Annotated in this window: 18 protein-coding genes and 1 pseudogene; 13 read left to right on the top strand and 6 right to left on the bottom strand. The window is 55.8% G+C overall.

What is annotated here, in order from left to right:
- Window positions 1-9: 9 nt before the first annotated feature.
- A complete protein-coding gene (locus BMS17_RS07360) occupies window positions 10-933 on the bottom strand; it encodes a LysR family transcriptional regulator (protein ID WP_046033335.1) in 924 nt (307 codons plus the stop codon).
- A gap of 48 nt (window positions 934-981) precedes the next feature.
- Between BMS17_RS07360 and BMS17_RS07355 the strand changes: the two genes are divergently transcribed.
- The 4 genes from BMS17_RS07355 to BMS17_RS07340 all read left to right on the top strand — a co-directional run bounded on the left by BMS17_RS07355 (window position 982) and on the right by BMS17_RS07340 (window position 3,878).
- Window positions 982-1,311 (top strand): hypothetical protein, encoded by a 330-nt coding sequence (locus BMS17_RS07355; protein WP_046033336.1) that lies wholly within the window; start codon window positions 982-984, stop codon window positions 1,309-1,311.
- Window positions 1,312-1,542: 231 nt separating this feature from the next.
- Window positions 1,543-2,142: an FMN-dependent NADH-azoreductase gene (locus tag BMS17_RS07350; RefSeq protein ID WP_077430694.1), complete on the top strand. Its 600-nt coding sequence runs from the start codon at window positions 1,543-1,545 to the stop codon at window positions 2,140-2,142.
- Between the two features lie 348 nt (window positions 2,143-2,490).
- Entirely contained in the window at window positions 2,491-3,369 is an 879-nt protein-coding gene (locus BMS17_RS07345; RefSeq protein ID WP_046033338.1) for a carboxylate/amino acid/amine transporter, read from the top strand.
- Entirely contained in the window at window positions 3,366-3,878 is a 513-nt protein-coding gene (locus tag BMS17_RS07340; RefSeq protein ID WP_046033339.1) for a MepB family protein, read from the top strand. The genes BMS17_RS07345 and BMS17_RS07340 overlap by 4 nt, the downstream gene beginning before the upstream one ends.
- Before the next feature lie 45 nt (window positions 3,879-3,923).
- On the opposite strand, the gene BMS17_RS07335 is transcribed toward BMS17_RS07340, so the two are convergent.
- Complete coding sequence (locus tag BMS17_RS07335; RefSeq protein ID WP_046033340.1) at window positions 3,924-4,811, bottom strand: LysR family transcriptional regulator; 888 nt, start codon at window positions 4,809-4,811, stop codon at window positions 3,924-3,926.
- A gap of 158 nt (window positions 4,812-4,969) precedes the next feature.
- Here BMS17_RS07335 and BMS17_RS07330 point away from each other — a divergent pair, with 158 nt between their 5' ends.
- A complete protein-coding gene (locus BMS17_RS07330) occupies window positions 4,970-5,614 on the top strand; it encodes a hydrolase (protein ID WP_046033341.1) in 645 nt (214 codons plus the stop codon).
- 137 nt (window positions 5,615-5,751) lie between these two features.
- On the opposite strand, the gene BMS17_RS07325 is transcribed toward BMS17_RS07330, so the two are convergent.
- Window positions 5,752-7,050: a mechanosensitive ion channel family protein gene (locus BMS17_RS07325; RefSeq protein ID WP_046033342.1), complete on the bottom strand. Its 1,299-nt coding sequence runs from the start codon at window positions 7,048-7,050 to the stop codon at window positions 5,752-5,754.
- Window positions 7,051-7,242: 192 nt separating this feature from the next.
- Here BMS17_RS07325 and BMS17_RS07320 point away from each other — a divergent pair, with 192 nt between their 5' ends.
- Window positions 7,243-8,589 carry a DEAD/DEAH box helicase gene (locus BMS17_RS07320; protein WP_046033343.1) on the top strand — a complete coding sequence of 449 codons (1,347 nt, stop codon included), beginning with the start codon at window positions 7,243-7,245 and terminating at the stop codon, window positions 8,587-8,589.
- Between the two features lie 69 nt (window positions 8,590-8,658).
- Here BMS17_RS07320 and BMS17_RS07315 read toward each other — a convergent pair whose 3' ends face one another.
- Window positions 8,659-8,934, bottom strand: a complete 276-nt coding sequence (locus BMS17_RS07315; protein ID WP_046033344.1) for a hypothetical protein — start codon at window positions 8,932-8,934, stop codon at window positions 8,659-8,661.
- 248 nt (window positions 8,935-9,182) lie between these two features.
- Here BMS17_RS07315 and BMS17_RS07310 point away from each other — a divergent pair, with 248 nt between their 5' ends.
- The 7 genes and pseudogenes from BMS17_RS07310 to BMS17_RS07275 all read left to right on the top strand — a co-directional run bounded on the left by BMS17_RS07310 (window position 9,183) and on the right by BMS17_RS07275 (window position 17,066).
- Complete coding sequence (locus BMS17_RS07310; RefSeq protein WP_046033345.1) at window positions 9,183-9,443, top strand: hypothetical protein; 261 nt, start codon at window positions 9,183-9,185, stop codon at window positions 9,441-9,443.
- Window positions 9,425-10,124, top strand: a pseudogene (locus tag BMS17_RS30900) (hemagglutinin repeat-containing protein); the annotation flags it as partial. The gene BMS17_RS07310 and the pseudogene BMS17_RS30900, both read left to right, overlap by 19 nt.
- 2,021 nt (window positions 10,125-12,145) lie before the next feature.
- On the top strand, window positions 12,146-12,544 hold the full coding sequence (locus BMS17_RS07295) for a hypothetical protein (protein ID WP_046033346.1): 399 nt from the start codon (window positions 12,146-12,148) through the stop codon (window positions 12,542-12,544).
- 381 nt (window positions 12,545-12,925) lie between these two features.
- Window positions 12,926-13,546 (top strand): hypothetical protein, encoded by a 621-nt coding sequence (locus BMS17_RS07290; protein ID WP_046033347.1) that lies wholly within the window; start codon window positions 12,926-12,928, stop codon window positions 13,544-13,546.
- A 241-nt stretch (window positions 13,547-13,787) separates the two neighbouring features.
- On the top strand, window positions 13,788-14,324 hold the full coding sequence (locus tag BMS17_RS07285) for a hypothetical protein (RefSeq protein WP_077430691.1): 537 nt from the start codon (window positions 13,788-13,790) through the stop codon (window positions 14,322-14,324).
- A gap of 31 nt (window positions 14,325-14,355) precedes the next feature.
- Window positions 14,356-16,755 carry a hemagglutinin repeat-containing protein gene (locus BMS17_RS07280; RefSeq protein ID WP_077430690.1) on the top strand — a complete coding sequence of 800 codons (2,400 nt, stop codon included), beginning with the start codon at window positions 14,356-14,358 and terminating at the stop codon, window positions 16,753-16,755.
- Window positions 16,755-17,066: a hypothetical protein gene (locus tag BMS17_RS07275; RefSeq protein WP_218191581.1), complete on the top strand. Its 312-nt coding sequence runs from the start codon at window positions 16,755-16,757 to the stop codon at window positions 17,064-17,066. The genes BMS17_RS07280 and BMS17_RS07275 overlap by 1 nt, the downstream gene beginning before the upstream one ends.
- A 712-nt stretch (window positions 17,067-17,778) precedes the next feature.
- Here the strand turns inward: BMS17_RS07275 and BMS17_RS07270 are convergent.
- Complete coding sequence (locus tag BMS17_RS07270; RefSeq protein ID WP_077430689.1) at window positions 17,779-18,249, bottom strand: GyrI-like domain-containing protein; 471 nt, start codon at window positions 18,247-18,249, stop codon at window positions 17,779-17,781.
- A 106-nt stretch (window positions 18,250-18,355) separates the two neighbouring features.
- The coding region (locus tag BMS17_RS30330; RefSeq protein WP_175648956.1) for an integrase core domain-containing protein at window positions 18,356-18,545 on the bottom strand (190 nt) is incomplete at its 5' end.

The raw sequence follows: 18,545 nt of genomic DNA, 5'->3' as shown, positions 1-18,545 counted from the left end.
TACTCCTTATCAGGCTTGTTCAGGGGCGGCGAAAGGCGCGTCCAGCGGTGCGGTGTCGAAGGTGCGCAGCAGTTCAATGAGAATCTGCGTCGCCGGCCCCAAGGGTTTGTCCTTGTTCGAATACAGGTAAAAACTCGGGTTGCGGCTGCCGCCCTGATCCAACGGTAGCAGCTTGAGCGTGCCTTCCTTGAGTTCTCGTTCGATCATGTGCCGAGGCAGCCAGGCGAACCCCAGGCCGCTGCTGACAAACGTCGCGGCGGTGGCCAGGCTGCCGACGGTCCAGCGCTGTTCGGCTCCAAGCCAGCCGACGTCGCGCGGTTGTTGCCGACCGGAGTCGCGGATCACCACTTGCATCTGGCTTTCCAGGTCCTGGAAATTCAACTCACGGTTGAGGCGGTGCAGCGCATGTTCGGGATGGGCCACTGCGACGAATTCTACGTCGCTCAACTCCGCTCCCAGATAACCCGGGATGCTCAATCCCGTGATCGCCAGGTCGGCCACACCTTCGAGCAAAACTTCCTCCACGCCCGAAAGCACCTCTTCACGCAGGCGAACCCGGCAGCCGCGGCTTTGCGGCATGAACGCGGTCAAGGCGCGGACGAGGCGGGCGCTTGGGTATGCCGCGTCGACCACCAGCCGCACTTCGGCTTCCCAGCCTTGCTCCATATGATGGGCCAGGTCTTCGAGCTGACTGGCCTGTTTCACCAGTTGCCGGGAGCGACGCAGCAACACGCCGCCGGCTTCGGTCAGCACCGCTTTGCGACCGTCAATGCGCAACAGCGGCACGCCGAGCTGGTCTTGCATGCGGGCCACGGTGTAGCTTACCGACGATTGCGAACGGTGCAGCGCTTCGGCGGCCTGGGCGAAACCACCGTGGTCGACCACGGCTTGCAATGTTCGCCATTGATCAAGGGTCACGCGGGGCGCTTTCATGAATGGCTCCTCTTGTCCTAAGCTGGCAGCCCTTTTGGAGACTGCTGAATGAAAAAGCTTTGCTGTGTGGTATCGGGTTGTGTGCTGCTGGCGATGCTGCCGCTGACGGCGTTTGCTTATCCGATCGATGTGCAGAAAAAACTCAACGGCTTGAAGATCGATTACGAGACCTTCGATACGGATAACGACATCGGCTCCATCCGGGTGGCTAACTACGGCGACGTCGATGCTACCTGCAAGGCGGTTTTCAGCAATGGCCCGGAAGCACCGCGTACGCGCACGATCGATGTGCCTGCCGGCAAACATAAAAACGCCACCGCGAAGTTCACCCGCAGCATTATCAAGCTGCGTATCGAGCTGACCTGCACCCCGAAATGACTGCAATCTCTTGTAGGAGCTGAGCTTGCTCGCGATAGCGGTGTGTCATTTAATTTGATGTCGGCTGACACACCGCTATCGCGAGCAAGCTCAGCTCCTACAAGGGCGTGCTCAGCTTATAAACGAATTAATTGATGGGTTATAGCAGTTATTTGCGCTTTTTCATCGATTTGACTCTGTTTAATCTTCGCTCCATCGACTTACAGCATTCTCAGATGGAGCCTACAACCTATGTCACGCGTTCTGATCATCGAAAGCAGCGCCCGCCAGCAAGACTCGGTTTCCCGTCAGCTGACCCAGACCTTCATCAGCCAGTGGAAAGTCGCCCATCCGGCTGACCAGATCACTGTTCGTGACCTGGCCGTCAACCCGGTGCCGCACCTGGACATCAACCTGTTGGGCGGCTGGATGAAACCGGCTGAGCAACGTAGCGACATCGAACAGGCATCACTGGAACGCTCCAACGAGTTGACCGATGAACTGCTGGCCGCCGATGTGCTGGTCATGGCCGCACCGATGTACAACTTCGCTATTCCCAGCACGCTCAAAGCCTGGCTCGACCATGTGTTGCGTGCCGGCGTGACCTTCAAATACACCGAGACCGGCCCGCAAGGTTTGCTCAGCGGCAAGCGTACCTACGTGCTGACCGCTCGCGGCGGGATTTATGCAGGCAGCACCGCGGATCACCAGGAACCGTACCTGCGTCAGGTCATGGGCTTCATCGGCATCCACGACGTGACCTTCATTCACGCCGAAGGCATGAACCTGGGCGGCGACTTCCAGGAGAAGGGCTTGAACCAGGCCAACGCCAAGCTTTCTCAGGTCGCCTGATCCTTTAATCGCCAGATAATCACTGGATGGTCTAGTGACCTGGCGCAACCCCTTCACGGCTTTACGCGCATCGAACCTCCCTTTGCACTTTTTGCTCCTGAGTGCTGTCGCCCGATTGAACGCTTTAGCGAGATCGGGCTTTTTTTTGCCTGCGATTTGATGGGCACACACACATAACCCTGTAGGAGCTGAGCTTGCTCGCGATAGCGGTGTACCCGCCGACATCCATGTTGAATGTGGCACCCTCATCGCGAGCAAGCTCAGCTCCTACAGGGCTGTGTGTTGCCTGACGATTCGCTGTGATGGGAAAAACCCGCTATCGTCGCCGCCATTCGAAATGAGGCGAGCATGGGCTATCTACTTTTTGTCACGCTGATCCAGGCGTTTTCCTTCAGTTTGATCGGCGAATACCTGGCCGGTCACGTCGACAGTTATTTCGCAGTACTGGTGCGCGTAGTGCTAGCGGGGCTGGTGTTCATTCCACTGACGCGCTGGCGTTCGGTGGAGCCTGCGTTCATGCGCGGCATGCTGCTGATCGGCGCGTTGCAGTTCGGCGTGACGTACGTGTGCCTGTACCTGAGCTTCCGGGTACTGACCGTGCCGGAAGTGTTGCTGTTCACCATCCTCACACCATTGCACGTGACCTTGATCGAAGACGCGCTGAACCGGCGTTTCAATCCGTGGGCGTTGATTGCCGCAGTGGTGGCGGTGATGGGCGCAGCGGTGATTCGCTACGACCGGATCAACCCGGATTTCTTCATGGGGTTCTTGCTGCTGCAACTGGCCAACTTCACCTACGCTGCCGGCCAGGTGCTTTACAAACATCTGGTGGCCCGCCATCCGAGCGATCTGCCGCATTACCGGCGATTCGGTTACTTCTACCTGGGGGCATTGGCGGTGGCATTGCCGGCATTCCTGCTGTTTGGCAAACAAAACTTCCTGCCCGAAGCGCCGCTGCAATGGGGCGTGCTGGTGTTCCTCGGCCTGGTCTCGACGGCGTTGGGTTTGTATTGGTGGAACAAGGGCGCCTGCCTGGTGAATGGCGGGACGCTGGCGGTGATGAACAACCTGCACGTGCCGGTGGGGTTGTTGATCAATCTGCTGATCTGGAATCAGCATGAAGAGCTGGGTCGGTTGTTTCTCGGAGGATCGGTGATTTTGCTGGCGGTGTGGGTCAGCCGGTTGGGCATCAGACAAGACATTCAGGCGATGCGGGAGCGACCGTGACGGACCTTCCACACGAACTAGCCGCCGCCATTGAGCAGATGTACAAGCCAGCAGGCATGGCATTGACGCAGCAGGCTCAACGCGAGCTGGAGAGTACCGAGTACGGAGCCTGTCGCCTTGGCCTCGATCATCAGGGAGTGGTCTTCCGTGTGGCGAAAACCACGCCAACCAAGATTGGCCAGTTCGTTACGCTATGGAAGCGGCCGACGTCGACCAGCGAGATTGCACCGTTCGACACCGGCGATGGCGTCGCCTTTGTGGTGGTGAGCGTTGCTGATGACACGCTCCGCGGGCAGTTCGTGTTCGATCAGAAGATTCTGGTCGCCAAAGGGGTCATGTCGATTGACGGTAACGGTGGCAAACGCGCAATTCGTGTCTACCCGCCCTGGGCCAGGCCCGTCGCAAAACAGGCGATCAAGACGCAGCAATGGCAGCTGACGTATTTCGTCGCGCTTGAGCAGAACGGTAGCGCCGACGCGGAGCAGGTGCGCCGACTCTTCGGAAAATAGACACTTGCCCTGTGGGGGCGAGCCAGCTCCCACAGGGAATCTGCGTTATTTCTCCGCCAGCTGCGTCACCAGAAACTCAATAAACGTCCGGGTCTTCTGCGGGACTCGACGTGCCGAAGGGTACACCGCGTTGATCGTGATCGCGGGCGCCTGCCATTCACACATCACCGGCACCAGGCGGCCAGCGGCCAGCGCATCCTCGACGATAAAGTTGGGTAGCAGAGCGATGCCCATTCCAGCCTCGGCCGCCTGAGCGAGCAAGTCGCCATTGTTGGCATGCAAGGGGCCGGTCACGTTGACCCGTTGAGTTTCCGTGCCATTGCACAGCTGCAAGCTGACGCCACTTTGCAGGTACCCGTAGTTGAGGCACTGATGGGCGCGCAGGTCTTGCGGGGTCTGCGGTATACCGGCACGTGCCAGATAAGCCGGGGACGCCACCATGATTCGTGGTGCCGGTGCCAGTTGCCGGGCAATCATCGTCGAATCCGGCAGGCTGGCGATGCGGATGGTCACGTCGAAACCACCGCGTACCGGGTCCACTTGCTGGTCGCTCAATACCAGTTGCAGTTCGATGTTCGGGTGCTGTTCATGAAACAGCGGAATCAGCGGCCCCAGCCGGCGCAAGCCGAAGGACATCGGCGCATTGACCCGCAACACCCCGCGCAATTCGCCAATGCCATTACGCGCTCGCTGTTCAGCCTCGTCCAGCGACGCCAGCACCTCGCGTGCCGCGTCGAAGTACTCGGCGCCCGCCTCGGTCAGGTGCAGGCTGCGGGTGGTGCGCTGCAACAGTTGCACGCCGATGGCTTCCTCCAACGCCTGAATCTGTTTGCTGACTTTTGATCGCGGCACATCCATTGCCCGGGCAGCGGCGGCGAAGCCGTTCTCGCCGACCGTGACGACGAAGGCGCGCATGCATTCGATGCGATCCATGATTGTCCCTATTTTAGAATCAATGATTCTCGATTTTAGGTAATTGTCCCTTTTGTGGCTAGCCCCTAAAGTGACATCCAAGCCGACAACAAAGCCTCTGACGGCAAGGTCGACTCACTCATTACTCACCTGAATATCGACATCAAAAGGAACGCGCCATGTCTATCCGTGAACTGCTCAACCCAACCAACACCGCCCTGATCCTGATCGACCACCAGCCACAAATGGCGTTCGGCGTGCAGTCGATCGACCGTCAGACCCTGAAGAACAACACAATCGGTCTGGCCAAGGCTGCGAAGATCTTCAACGTTCCGACCATCTACACCTCGGTCGAAACTGAAAGCTTCAGCGGTTACATCTGGCCTGAGTTGCTGGCTGTTCACCCGGATCAGAAGCCGATCGAGCGCACCTCGATGAACTCCTGGGAAGACAAGGCGCTGGTTGATGCAGTGAAAGCCACCGGCCGTAAAAAACTGATCATTGCGGCGCTGTGGACCGAGGTCTGCCTGACCTTCCCGGCACTGGAAGCGTTGGCAGAAGGCTACGAGGTGTACATCGTCACGGATGCTTCCGGCGGCACCACCAAGGAAGCGCACGACATGTCGGTGCAGCGGATGATTCAGGCCGGTGCGGTGCCGGTGACCTGGCAACAGGTACTGCTTGAGTACCAGCGCGATTGGGCACACAAAGACACTTACGAAGCCGTGATGGGCCTGGTGCTGGAACACAGCGGTGCGTATGGCATGGGCGTGGATTACGCTTACACCATGGTGCACAAGGCGCCGCAGCGTCAGGTCAAGTAACCCGCCAACCTTGGAAACAAATGCAAACCCCTGTGGGAGCGGGCTTGCTCGCGAAGGCGAAGTGTCAGTCGACATCTACATTGACTGACACACCGCCTTCGCGAGCAAGCCCGCTCCCACATTGGGTTCTGTGGTGTTTACATGATGTGTTTTTCGGGTCCGGGGATGTGGCTTGCGCCCAGCATTGCGGGCAACAACCCGGCACGTAAATCCCCACCACTCGGCTGCTGATAAAGACTCAAGCCAAACTCCGGCAGCACCGCCAGCAAGTAATCGAAAATATCCCCCTGAATCCGCTCGTAATCGGCCCACGCCGTGGTGCGGGTGAAGCAGTAGATTTCCAGTGGGATTCCCTGCGCAGTGGCCTGCATCTGGCGGACCATGCACGTCATGTCTGGCTGGATCCCCGGGTGACTTTTCAAATACGCCAATGCGTAAGCGCGGAAGGTGCCGATGTTGGTCATCCGCCGCCGGTTGGCCGCCATGGCCGCCACATTGCCCTGTGCTTCATTCCAGGCTTTGAGTTCTGCCTGTTTGCGGCCGATGTAATCGGTCAGCAAATGCACTTGCGACAACTTCAGCTCTTCATCATCGCGGATGAAACGCACGCCACTGGCGTCGATGAACAGGCTGCGCTTGATCCGTCGCCCCCCGGATTGCTGCATGCCGCGCCAGTTCTTGAACGATTCGGACATCAGGCGCCAGGTCGGGATCGACACAATGGTCTTGTCGAAGTTCTGCACCTTTACCGTGTGCAGCGTGATATCGACCACGTCACCGTCAGCGCCGACTTGTGGCATCTCGATCCAGTCGCCCACCCGCAGCATGTCGTTGCTGGTCAATTGCACGCTGGCCACGAACGACAGCAGGGTGTCCTTGTAGACCAACAGAATCACCGCCGACATGGCGCCCAGACCCGAGAGCAGCAACAGCGGCGAACGGTCGATCAGGGTGGCGACAATGATGATCGCGCCCAGCACGTACAAAACCATCTGCGCCAGTTGCACGTAGCCTTTGATCGAGCGGGTGCGGGCGTATTGGGTGCGCGCGTAGATGTCCAGCAGGGCGCTGAGCAGGGCGCTGAACGCCAGCAGCAGGAACAGAATGGTGAAGGACAGCGCCACATTGCCGAGGAAGTTCTGGCTGGTCTTGCTCAACTCCGGCACCAGGTGCAGGCCGAACTGAATCACCAGCGACGGCGTTATCTGGGCCAGGCGATGAAACACCTTGTTGTGCAGAAAGTCGTTGATCCAGTGCAGCGCTGGCTGACGCCCCAGCATTTTGGTGGCGTGAAGAATGAGGAAGCGCGCCACTCGTCCGAGGACTAGCGCAATGACCAGTAACAACACCAATCCCAGGCTTGAATGCAGGAGCGGGTGCTGATCAAGGGCCCCCCAGAGGTCTTGGGCGTTGAGCCAGAGCTGTTTGATATCCATGGGCTAAAACGATTTTCCTGTAGGACGCGATGGGGCGATTAGAGCATTTAAGACACTTGGGATGACATTTGAAGACAAATCAGGCAACAAAAAGCCACTGTTTACTGTCGTTTGTATAAAGAAACTCGGCCTGAGCGCTCGAAACCGTTACCCTATGCAGCTGTTTTTTTGTATTTCTTCGAGGTAGCACCCGTGTTTTCCCAATTCGCCCTGCACGAACGCCTGCTCAAAGCCGTGGCCGAGCTTAAATTTGTCGAGCCAACGCCAGTGCAAGCAGCGGCTATTCCGCTGGCGCTCCAAGGGCGTGACCTGCGGGTGACAGCGCAAACCGGTAGCGGCAAAACCGCTGCTTTCGTTTTGCCGATCCTCAACCGTCTGATCGGCCCGGCGAAAGTCCGCGTCAGCATCAAGACCCTGATCCTGCTGCCGACCCGCGAGCTGGCTCAGCAGACCATCAAGGAAGTCGAGCGCTTCGCGCAGTTCACGTTCATCAAATCCGGCCTGATCACCGGCGGTGAAGACTTCAAGGTCCAGGCTGCCATGCTGCGCAAGGTGCCGGACATCCTGATCGGCACGCCAGGCCGGATGATCGAGCAACTGAACGCCGGTAACCTCGACTTGAAAGAAGTGGAAGTGCTGGTGCTCGACGAAGCCGACCGCATGCTCGACATGGGCTTTGCCGAAGACGTGCAGCGTCTGGTGGAGGAGTGCACCAACCGTCAGCAGACCATGCTGTTCTCCGCCACCACCGGCGGTTCGGGCCTACGCGACATGGTCGCCAAAGTGCTGAACAACCCTGAGCACTTGCAGGTCAACAACGTCAGCGACCTGAACGCGACTACCCGTCAGCAGATCATCACCGCTGACCACAACGTGCATAAAGAGCAGATCCTCAACTGGCTGTTGGCCAACGAGACCTATCAGAAGGCCATCGTGTTCACCAACACCCGGGCCATGGCCGACCGCATCTACGGTCGTCTGGTGGCGCAGGAATACAAAGCGTTCGTGTTGCACGGCGATAAAGACCAGAAAGACCGCAAACTGGCCATCGACCGCCTGAAGCAGGGCGGCGTGAAAATCCTCGTCGCCACCGACGTTGCCGCTCGCGGCCTCGACGTCGAAGGCCTGGACCTGGTGATCAACTTCGACATGCCACGCAGCGGCGACGAATACGTTCACCGTATCGGTCGTACCGGCCGCGCTGGCAATGAAGGCCTGGCGATCTCGCTGATCTGCCACGGCGACTGGAACCTGATGTCGAGCATCGAGCGCTACCTCAAGCAGAGCTTCGAGCGCCGCACCATCAAGGAAGTCAAAGGCACCTACGGCGGACCGAAAAAGGTCAAGGCCTCGGGCAAAGCCGTTGGCGTGAAGAAGAAAAAAGTCGACGCCAAAGGCGACAAGAAAAAAACCGGCGCCAAGGCCCCGACCAAGCGCAAAATCGCCAACCGCCCGAAGACCGACGCCCTGTCGCTGGTCAGCAAGGACGGCATGGCGCCGCTCAAGCGCCGCAAGCCGGAAGCGCCGGCTGCTGAATAAGCCGTTGTCGTGACCCAAAAAAAACCGGACGGATGTCCGGTTTTTTTATGCTCGAAATTCCTCGACCGATCAGCTCTCGGCTTTCTTGTCCGCTGTCTGCAACTCCTTCAAACGCTGATCAATCAACTGGCATTTATCCGGCAAATCCTTGGCGGCTGTGCCCAGGTCCATCTTCTGCAACTCGTCGTTGATCTCTTTGGCTTTGGCCGGATTCTGCTCGGTGAGCCTGGCCACTTCCTGAGCCAGTTGCTCGCGTTTGGCGGTGGCTTCCTCGGGGGTGCAGGCCCAAACGGGGAGGGCGCAGGCGAGGGTGGTGGCGAAAGTTAGCGTCAGAAGGGTTTTCATGGGGGGCCTCGGTATCCGTGTTGGGCGGTTAAACGGTTGAGGCTGCACTGTTCGGAAAGTTCATACCGTTGCTTCTGTAGGACAAATACGCATTCGGAAATGCCGTCACTCTGGCCGTCACTTTTCTTCATGGCATCAAGAAACATCCTGCATACCGGTCGGAAGCGCCCGATTTTACCTCTACCGTTCGTCCCCCATACTTTTCGAATGGATCCATTATTTGACGTCAGGATGATGGCTCACTAATAGTGCGCCACTATTTTGCCATCACCTTCCGTTTCGAGGGATCGAACATGTACTCACCCGCCCTTGTGGCGAGGTTGTGCCTGGCTTTGCTGTGCCTTTCTCCGCTGAATTTTGCTAATGCTGTCACCACCCCAGGTGATACGGATCTCATCCGCGAACGTCAGGATCGCCTGCTCGAAGAGCAGCGCCGGCGTCTCGAAGAACTCAAGGAATTGCCCGGCAAGGAAGCCAAACCCGTACAGCCAAGTCCGGCCATACGCTGAACCTGCAAAGTGGCGGTGACACCAACATCAAGGGCGCGGTCGCCAGCGGTGAGACGGTCAAGGTCAAGGTGGGCGGCGACCTCAATATCGAAAGCTTGCAGGACACCAGCACCTACAAATCGCAGCAGTCGAGCGCCAACATTGGGGTGAGTCTGTGCGTTCCACCGTTCTGTGTTGGCACCAGCAGCGTCAGCGGCGGCATCGCCCAGCAACANCAAGTCCGGCCATACGCTGAACCTGCAAAGTGGCGGTGACACCAACATCAAGGGCGCGGTCGCCAGCGGTGAGACGGTCAAGGTCAAGGTGGGCGGCGACCTCAATATCGAAAGCTTGCAGGACACCAGCACCTACAAATCGCAGCAGTCGAGCGCCAACATTGGGGTGAGTCTGTGCGTTCCACCGTTCTGTGTTGGCACCAGCAGCGTCAGCGGCGGCATCGCCCAGCAACACATGCAAAGCGATTACGCCAGTGTCAGTGAACAATCGGGCATCAAGGCCGGTGATGGCGGTTTCCAGGTTGAGGTTACCGGCAATACCGATCTGGTCGGGGCGATCATCGCCAGTACCGACAAAGCGGTTGCCGACGGCCAAAACACCCTGAGCACCGGGACACTGACCACTTCCGATATCAAAAACAAGGCTGATTACGACGCCAGCAGCATCAACCTCAGCGGCGGTTACGGCGGCGACATGGGCCGTGATGCAAACGGTAATGCCAGCGCGACGGCCAATAGAGGTGGTCCCGTCGTTGCCAGTAAGAACGGCGTGAGCTCAACAACACCGATCGTCCTGTTCGCCGGYGATAGCTCCCGCAGCACCACCCGCAGCGGGATCAGTGGCGCAGCCGTCACCATCACCAATACCGTCAAGCAGCAGGAGTTGACCGGTCAGACGGCCGAGCAAGCYATTGCCGCGATCAATACCAATGTCTCCAGCGATCGTGACGGCACTAACGAACTCAAACCGATCTTCGACGCGCAAGAAATCGGCGTGGACTTTGAGATTGTTGGCAAGTTTGTGCAGAACGTATCGCAGTACATTGAGAGTCGCGCGCGGGAAATTGATACCAAGAAGAAACTGGCCGATCAGGAACTGGCTGCCTCGATTGATAGGAATTCGAATGACGACGTTCGAATAAAGCACCTCGAAAATTATCGGGCGCTCACTCAGCAGATCAAGGAAATCGGCGATAACTGGGGCGCAGGCGGCACCTACCGACAAATCGCAACAGCGCTGGTTGCTGGTATCAGTGGCAATGTGGCCGGCAGCGGCGCCCAGTTCGCGCAAAACATGGTGGTCAACTACGTCCAGCAGCAAGGCTCGGCGTACATCGGCGAACTGGTGAAAAAGGGCTTGAAGGAAGGTAGCCCTGAACACGCGGCCCTGCATGCGATTCTTGGCTGTGCCGGCGCTGCTGCCAGCAACCAGAGTTGCTCGGCCGGCGCCTTGGGTGGTTCGGCCGCCAGCTTACTGGCGGGGCTGTTCGCAGACTCCGATCCGAACGAAACCGCTGTAGAGCGTGAAGCCAAACGCAACATCATCACCAGCCTGGTGACCGGTATTGCGGCCATGAGCAACCCGAACGGTGCGGCTACCGCGAACAACGCGGCGACGGCGAACGTCGATAACAACTGGTTGGCGACGCAGCAATATGTTCAGGCAAAGAAAGAAATTGATGCAGAACCCAATATCCTCAAAAAACTGGCTATCGCTGGGAAGTGGCAGATCACTTCTTTGCGCCAGGATTTACTGACCGGTTCGGGTGTTCTCAAAGGTTTCACGGACGGAATGGCCGGTGCGGGCTTAGGGACTCTGGACAGTGCCGTTTCGCTCATGGCCGACCCGGAGCGAAGTTTTGATGCCGCCGTGGAGTTTGCATCCTCCAAGGAAGCTAGAGCGTTGTTAGGTGATGCAGTCGCTGCAGCGCTCAAGTCACAACTTGATCAGATTGCAAAAGCAGTCGTCGAAGGTGGCGATGCCAATGCGGAAAACCTCGGCAACCAAATGGGACAGGTGATTGCGCTTGTCGCACAGCTCATGCTTGGCGGGGGGAGCAGTTCTGCAGCCAGCGCGTTGAGACTTTCGGAAATGGGGATCGACGTCTCCGTCAACACCGTCAAAAAAATGGGCGCGTCGTTTGATATCAATGTCATCAAAACCAAGATTAGTAATTTGCAGGGCGTTGTGCGGGATTCGGATGTGCCAGTGCTTGATCCACCGACAACGGTTACTCCGCCGAAAATCGATGTAACACCGCCGAAGGATGGCGTCATGCCTCCGAAAGAGGGCGATTCGCCACCACAAGTGATCGATGAAGCAAAAGGCATTCCATACATAAATCGCCGCACGGAATTAGCGGAGCTATTTAGCTCTGCCAGCGCTAGAAGTGGTATTCAAATTGGAAACCGCTCTCTCATTGAGCTTCCAAACTCAGGCAATGCTAAAATATTCTCCGGTGCGACTGATGTGGAAATTAAGCAGTATTTTTCGGAGTTAACAGGATCCACCTCCTTGCCTCCTCCTCGTACTATTTCTGGGAAGGGTGATATATATGTTGTTAGTACTCCTGAGGGGAATTTTACTCTACGAAATTTCTCGTCATCATCCGGTCAAACTGGTCCTGCTTGGACTATTGACATCCCTAAGGCAGCGGCAGGTACTACATACAATCCAGAAATAAAATTTCTTATAGGAAACCCGTAATGAATATTAAATTTGTTAAGGAAATAGAGCGCGATTCGTTTGGTTTGTGGTTGTCCGCTCTTTTTAGCGCAATTGGTTCATGGAATCCTGGTTTGACTTTTGATCAGCAAAAAGATGCCTTTTTTTACATGATTGAATATCTGCTCGTTAATGGGAAAATAAAGTTCATTAAGCCAGGTGCTGATTGCTACATCTCTCCAGATAATCCGCATCCGAAATTTTCTATTGATGATAAAAGGTCTCACTGGGATTTGGACGCAAAACAGATCGTATCTTGTTTAAAGGAAAGTTGGCCGGAAGGAGTAGTGTCTGAGTGCGATGGCGAATTGACGATTTATTTTTATGAAATTCCGGGTGTGATTTGGATCGATGAAAATGGTTTGTTTTTTGCTTCGTAAATTGGTGATCTACCTAAGGAAGATATTTGACTGTAGTGAAAAGAAAAGGGAGGAGGGTTTGTTTTTGTTTTTATTTTTATTTTTGGTTTTAGCCTTGACTTGAGACCGGCGGGTGTCCCCTTTTAGTCCAACATCACAGCTACCCGAATCTATTTGTGGAGGAGGTTTAATGTGCGCTTACTCATGTCTTCACCTCCCTTGCCGACACACTGGTGATAACTGGAAGCCTCAAAGACGTGTGCCGGCAACCGCTGGCCGCTTAACAGGGAAAAAACTTGCCCCTTCCACCACCGGCTCCACGCAGTCACCCTTCACACTAAGACTCGCTTGTTCCCACTGTGCCGTATAGACGATCATCGTTTTGAGGCTAGGAGTAACTCAATGAAATGGAATTACCTGCTCATCCCTTTCGCAGCGCTGGTTACTTGCACCAGCAGCTTCGCCGTCTCGCCTGCACTGCAAACATTTCTCGCCTGTGACGAAAACTCCCTAGCAGTGGTAAATCAGCCCGGTCTCAAGGAACGCATTTCCAGTGCGCTGGACAACGGGAAGATTACGTTGAGTGGCGGAACCAAAACCGAAATGGGGCAGCGCTGGGTGTTCGACACGCCGGTCACTCTCAACGGCGTTGCGTTGACCGGCTTTTTTGCGGAAGACCAGAATCTGATGGGCTCGCGCATCATTGGCTGGGGGTTCTATACACAGCAGGCGCCCGATGAGCTTTACGCACAGTTGAATAAAGTACCGGGTAGCAACTTGGAGAGCGCCAACGGGATTTACGCCCGCGCGCAAATCTGGTCGCACAAGCAGTCAGGCTGGGTACCGGAAAACGGCGATGACAATGCAGGCAAGTTGGTGACCGATACGGCAGAACGGATATTGATGGTAGAACCTGCTTCGCAAGACGTGACCAAGACCAGCAAAGGTATGATCACCTGCTCGGTTCAAGGCACGGTCAGCGCAGCGATGCTCAAGTCCACTCGGCCAGACTTGATCAAGTGACCCGGTCAGTATGACTTTGGACCTGTAGGAGCGAGAGCAAACTCCCGCCTACGGGTTGAATAGAAGGAAAAGGGGATTTATTTTCTTGGTCTGTAGGGCGTATGCCAGGTTGTTGTCAGTTAATGAATAGAGCCAATAATCACTACACCATCGTGGTTGCGAGCTTGCTCGAGAAAGCGATGCGTCTGCTGGTATTTGTGTTGAATGGTAGTCAGTCTTCGCGAGCAGGCTCGCTCCCACAGTGACGTTGGTTCTGATATTGCCAGGCTGCCATTCCAACGCTAGGGTCTCTTTATCCAGCCCGTGGAAGGACGGCATCCAGCTGCACCAAAACACAGTGACTGTCGATGCGCAGCACGCCAAAGTTATCATGAAAGCATCGGGCAGCACCTACCCTGTAGAGTTCGCGATCAGCCGCGCAGCGGATCCCGATCAGCGTGCCGAGGTGCTTGGAACCGTGGTGGATTCGGGACAGGAAAAGGTGTTCGGCTGGATTGCCAAGCTCAACGAAGTGGCCAACAGCACAACTCTTAAACACTTCCCGCAGTTGGAGACGCAAGCCGACTCCAATGAGCCGTTTAAAGTCTCGGGTTACGCGAGTGGCGAGAGCATAGGAAGTACCTATCGTTGCGGCCCACTGAAAAACTCGTTCACTCCAGAAAGAAGCAAGGTGTATCTGGTTGAGTTTCAGTTCGTTAGCGGGCGTTGTGAACAGCATGTTTACGACATTACCCAAACTCAACAGCGTATTCCGGTGATGAGCCTGCCTGAAACATAACAGATAGGGAGCTGATTTATTTTGGTAGAAAATATGTCCGGTCCTCTTTCCGAGTCGAAACGTTGTCGGCAGCGGAGTGATTGCCGGAGGCAACATCAACATCGTCTCCATGGGAGCCGGTGCTGATAGCGATATCAATGTGGTCGGAAGCCGGATCGAAGGCGGGGGCGATGTATCCCTCAAGGCCGACGGCGCAATCAATTTATTGTCCGCGCAAAATACGGCGCATCAGGAAAGCAGCAACAGCAACAGCGGCTGGAGCGCCGGTATTGGTTTCGGCTTTGGTGAAAGCAATGGCATCACCTTTGAGCTTGCCGCCAACAAGGGACGCGGTAGCGCAGACGGCGATGATGTCACCCAAATCAATACGTCGATCAAGTCCGGCCATACGCTGAACCTGCAAAGTGGCGGTGACACCAACATCAAGGGCGCGGTCGCCAGCGGTGAGACGGTCAAGGTCAAGGTGGGCGGCGACCTCAATATCGAAAGCTTGCAGGACACCAGCACCTACAAATCGCAGCAGTCGAGCGCCAACATTGGGGTGAGTCTGTGCGTTCCACCGTTCTGTGTTGGCACCAGCAGCGTCAGCGGCGGCATCGCCCAGCAACATGATAGCTCCCGCAGCACCACCCGCAGCGGGATCAGTGGCGCAGCCGTCACCATCACCAATACCGTCAAGCAGCAGGAGTTGACCGGTCAGACGGCCGAGCAAGCCATTGCCGCGATCAATACCGATGTCTCCAGCGATCGTGACGGCACTCACAAACTCAAACCGATCTTTGACGAACAAGAGATCGGCGTGGATTTCGAGATTGTCGGCAAGTTTGTGCAGAACGTATCTCAGTACATTGAGAGTCGTGCGCGGGAAATAGACCGCTTGAAGGAGCAGGCTGAGAAGGAAAGGCTGCTGATGATTGCGGTCGGAGCGTCTGAGGCCGATCAGCGCAAGCACCTTCAGAATTATCAGGCGCTAAAGGAGGAGATCAAGAACATCGATGAAAACTGGGGCGCGGGTGGCACCTACCGGCAAATTGCAACCGCCTTGGTCGCGGGTATCAGCGGCAATGTCGCCGGCAGCGGCGCCCAGTTTGCGCAGAACATGGTGGTCAACTTCGTTCAGCAGCAAGGCTCGGCGTACATCGGCGAACTGGTGAAAAAGGGCCTGAAAGAAGGAAGTCCTGAACACGCGGCACTCCATGCGATTCTCGGCTGTGCCGGCGCGGCGGCCAGTAATCAGAGTTGCTCGGCCGGTGCTTTGGGAGGTTCTGCCGCTAGCTTGCTGGCGGGACTGTTCGCAGACTCCGACCCGAATGAAACCGCCATAGAGCGAGAGGCCAAACGCAACATTATCACCAGCCTGGTGACCGGCATTGCGGCAATGAGCAACCCGAATGGGGCGGCAACTGCTAACAACGCGGCTACGGCGAACGTCGATAACAATTGGTTGGCGACGCAACAAATTGTACAGATGCAAAAGGAGTTGGAAGAAGCCAAGAGCAAGGGATTGATAGCCCAAGCATTGGTCTATGCCAAATGGATCGGTGTCTCTGCTAAGCAAGATATTCTCACCGTTGGTGGGCTTAGGCAGGGCCTCTCTGAGGGGGGCATGCAAGACATTGAAGGCATGGCGCAATTCCTGGCTCATCCCATCGATGGTTTGAGTGGTCTCGCGTCAGCAGTCAGTGATCCGGCCGTGCGCGCCAAGTTAGGCGATGCGGCGACGGATAGCTTATTGGCCAGTATTGACCGGATGAAGCTCGCGTTTGAAACCGGTGGGGATGATCAGGCGGTCCAATTGGGACGCGATTTGGGCCTGTTGATTTACACCGTGGGGAGTGTGGTAACCGGTGTCGGTGGGGCAGCTAAAGCAGGGCTGACCCTGGCAAAAATAGGGATTGAGGTATCGAGCAAAACCTTGAGTAAGATGCTTGTCAAGGAGGGTGCTGATCTTGGCGAGCGCGTTGCGACGATTGAAATCAATACCACGAAAAACCTGGATACTATCAATGGGACTTTTTTACCCAACCGCTCGATTATTAATGTGCGAGCGATCAGTGCCGATCAGGCAAATGCCCCGTTTGTCGCACGAGGCTGGAACCCACCATATGATGTGGGTTCACAGGTCAGAACCTTTACAACGAATACTGATATTCAGTTTGTACGGGTTTCTACTATGGACAACCCCCAAGGAGCATTCCTTGTTCGAGCTGATGAGATTTCAGGAATGACCCCTTTGGAAATTCAGCAGCATTTGGCTTTGCCAAAAATCCCGACTCAGATTGCAGATGTTAATGTTCCTATGGGAACCAATATGCAGGTTGGGCGTGTCGCTGCTCAGCCAGAGTTTGGCGTGAACAATAAAGGCGGAGTTCAGTATCAGCTGCTAGATCAGATTCCAAGTACTAATTTTGGTGTTCCGAGGCCGTTATAATGAGCCAATATATCGATAAAAGCGTGGCTTCCCAAATCATTGAGCTCTCAACTGAGCTAAGCGTCATTCTGTTTGATCGGCTTGGTCAAGATGGTGTTTTCGGGAGTGTTGAGTGTGCAAGAAATATTTTTCTGATTGATCGTGAAGGGAATGTTGTTTGGCAGGTAACTTCAGATTTTGATTCTAATGGTGGGCCGTTTACTAAGATCATTTGTGTCGGTGGTCGGCTTCAAGGGTATAGGTGGGATGGCGGAATGTATGAAGTTGATTTGGCAACGGGAAGGGCGGAACCAAGTTTACTTTTGAAGTAATGGATGCAAGAGAGACCGGAAAAGCGGAAAGGGAAGTGGTAAAGCGGAAAGGGGACGGATTTATTGTTTGGTATGGAGCAATGGCCAGGAGAATAAATCTGTCCCGTTACTATTGTTCTGATTAAGGCGGGTTAACCGGTTGAGGGTGGAACCCCTGGAGAAGTTCGGAAAGGGGACGGATTCTGAGAAATCACCGATTTTTCCTACGAGAAATCAAGAGGTTGGGGATTTAAGAGACCTGCATGGGTCGGCAGCTTGTATTGCACCACACAAAAACAAGATCCCGATCCCATGCAGACCATTCGATTCTTACGCACGCTCGCTCAAGCACTTTCCACTGTCGGTTCCCATCGTCTGAAAATGCTGATGTGTTGGACGGAAAAGGGGGTAAACGGGACGGATTTATTTGTTTGGATGACCGGAGACGCAAGCCGATTTAAATGAACTTTTTAAAGTCTCGGGTTACGCGAGTGGCGAGAGCATAGGAAGTACTTATCGTTGCGGCCCACTGAAAAGTTCATTCACTCCAGAAAGCAGTAAGGTGTATCTGGTGGAGTTTCAGTCCGTCAGTGAGCGCTGTGAACAGCATGTTTACGACATTACCCAAGCTCAACAGCGCATTCCGGTGATGAGCCTGCCTGAAACGTAATAGATAAGGGACGGATGTTAATCCGTCATTGCGAGCAGGCTCGATCCCACAGTGGATTATGGGTTACTGGTCTTTTACGGCAATGCACATATCCATTTCCATCACGCCAGTGCTCTCATCGTAAGAAGCCTCCACCGGGTACCGCTCGAAACCCGGACGCTGGTCGTAGGCCAATCCGCTTTCCGGCATCCATTGCCCGCACAACTCACCCCATGCCGCCGGAATTTCACTGGCCGGGCCTTTGAAGTGGGCGACGGCATAGCGGCCGCCGGGCAGATTGGTGACGGCGAACGGGTATTTCGGTTCGAAGTCGGCGGGTACTTCGACGCAGGCGTCGTAGCGGCAGTATTGCGCAAGTGTGGTGCTTGGGTCGTCGTGGCCCATGCCGTAGCGCACGCGGTTGAGCAGGTTGTTTTCGATCATCCACGGGGCGACGGTTTCGCGCCAGAAGGTGCCGATTTCCGGGCCGTAGGGGCCGGTGTAGCGCAGGTAGGCGACGCGTGCTGGGGGGAGGGTTTTCAAGGTGACGTTCATTGTCTGGGGCCTTGGAGTCTGGTTCGTTTGAGGGGGCGGTGGCTGGGCGGGCCTCATCGCGAGCAAGCTGAACTGGTCAAGTAATCTCGGACACCGATTACGGTGTTTATGCCGCTTTTTGCTCCATGGCTATTGGCGACAGGTAGTCGTTATAGCTATGGAGTCTGGTGCGGTTGTAGTACATGAAGAAGCGCACGATATCGGTTTTGGCTTCCTCGATCAGGCTGTAACCGCCACGAGGCACCCACTCTGACTTGAGCGTGCCGAAAAAGCGTTCTGTCGGCGCATTATCCCAG

The organism is Pseudomonas sp. C9, from assembly GCF_002000165.1.
In the GTDB taxonomy this organism is placed as follows: domain Bacteria; phylum Pseudomonadota; class Gammaproteobacteria; order Pseudomonadales; family Pseudomonadaceae; genus Aquipseudomonas.
Note: the sequence above shows the minus strand (reverse complement) of the source record. Positions and strands in the feature narration are given on the sequence as shown.

Bases quoted from the DNA above. Each gene is read 5' to 3' on its own strand.
- BMS17_RS07360 (WP_046033335.1), bottom strand. From the start codon at position 933: ATGAAAGCGCCCCGCGTGACCCTTGATCAATGGCGAACATTGCAAGCC.
- BMS17_RS07355 (WP_046033336.1), top strand. From the start codon at position 982: ATGAAAAAGCTTTGCTGTGTGGTATCGGGTTGTGTGCTGCTGGCGATG.
- BMS17_RS07350 (WP_077430694.1), top strand. From the start codon at position 1,543: ATGTCACGCGTTCTGATCATCGAAAGCAGCGCCCGCCAGCAAGACTCG.
- BMS17_RS07345 (WP_046033338.1), top strand. From the start codon at position 2,491: ATGGGCTATCTACTTTTTGTCACGCTGATCCAGGCGTTTTCCTTCAGT.
- BMS17_RS07335 (WP_046033340.1), bottom strand. From the start codon at position 4,811: ATGGATCGCATCGAATGCATGCGCGCCTTCGTCGTCACGGTCGGCGAG.
- BMS17_RS07330 (WP_046033341.1), top strand. From the start codon at position 4,970: ATGTCTATCCGTGAACTGCTCAACCCAACCAACACCGCCCTGATCCTG.
- BMS17_RS07325 (WP_046033342.1), bottom strand. From the start codon at position 7,050: ATGGATATCAAACAGCTCTGGCTCAACGCCCAAGACCTCTGGGGGGCC.
- BMS17_RS07315 (WP_046033344.1), bottom strand. From the start codon at position 8,934: ATGAAAACCCTTCTGACGCTAACTTTCGCCACCACCCTCGCCTGCGCC.
- BMS17_RS07295 (WP_046033346.1), top strand. From the start codon at position 12,146: ATGAATATTAAATTTGTTAAGGAAATAGAGCGCGATTCGTTTGGTTTG.
- BMS17_RS07290 (WP_046033347.1), top strand. From the start codon at position 12,926: ATGAAATGGAATTACCTGCTCATCCCTTTCGCAGCGCTGGTTACTTGC.
- BMS17_RS07275 (WP_218191581.1), top strand. From the start codon at position 16,755: ATGAGCCAATATATCGATAAAAGCGTGGCTTCCCAAATCATTGAGCTC.
- BMS17_RS07270 (WP_077430689.1), bottom strand. From the start codon at position 18,249: ATGAACGTCACCTTGAAAACCCTCCCCCCAGCACGCGTCGCCTACCTG.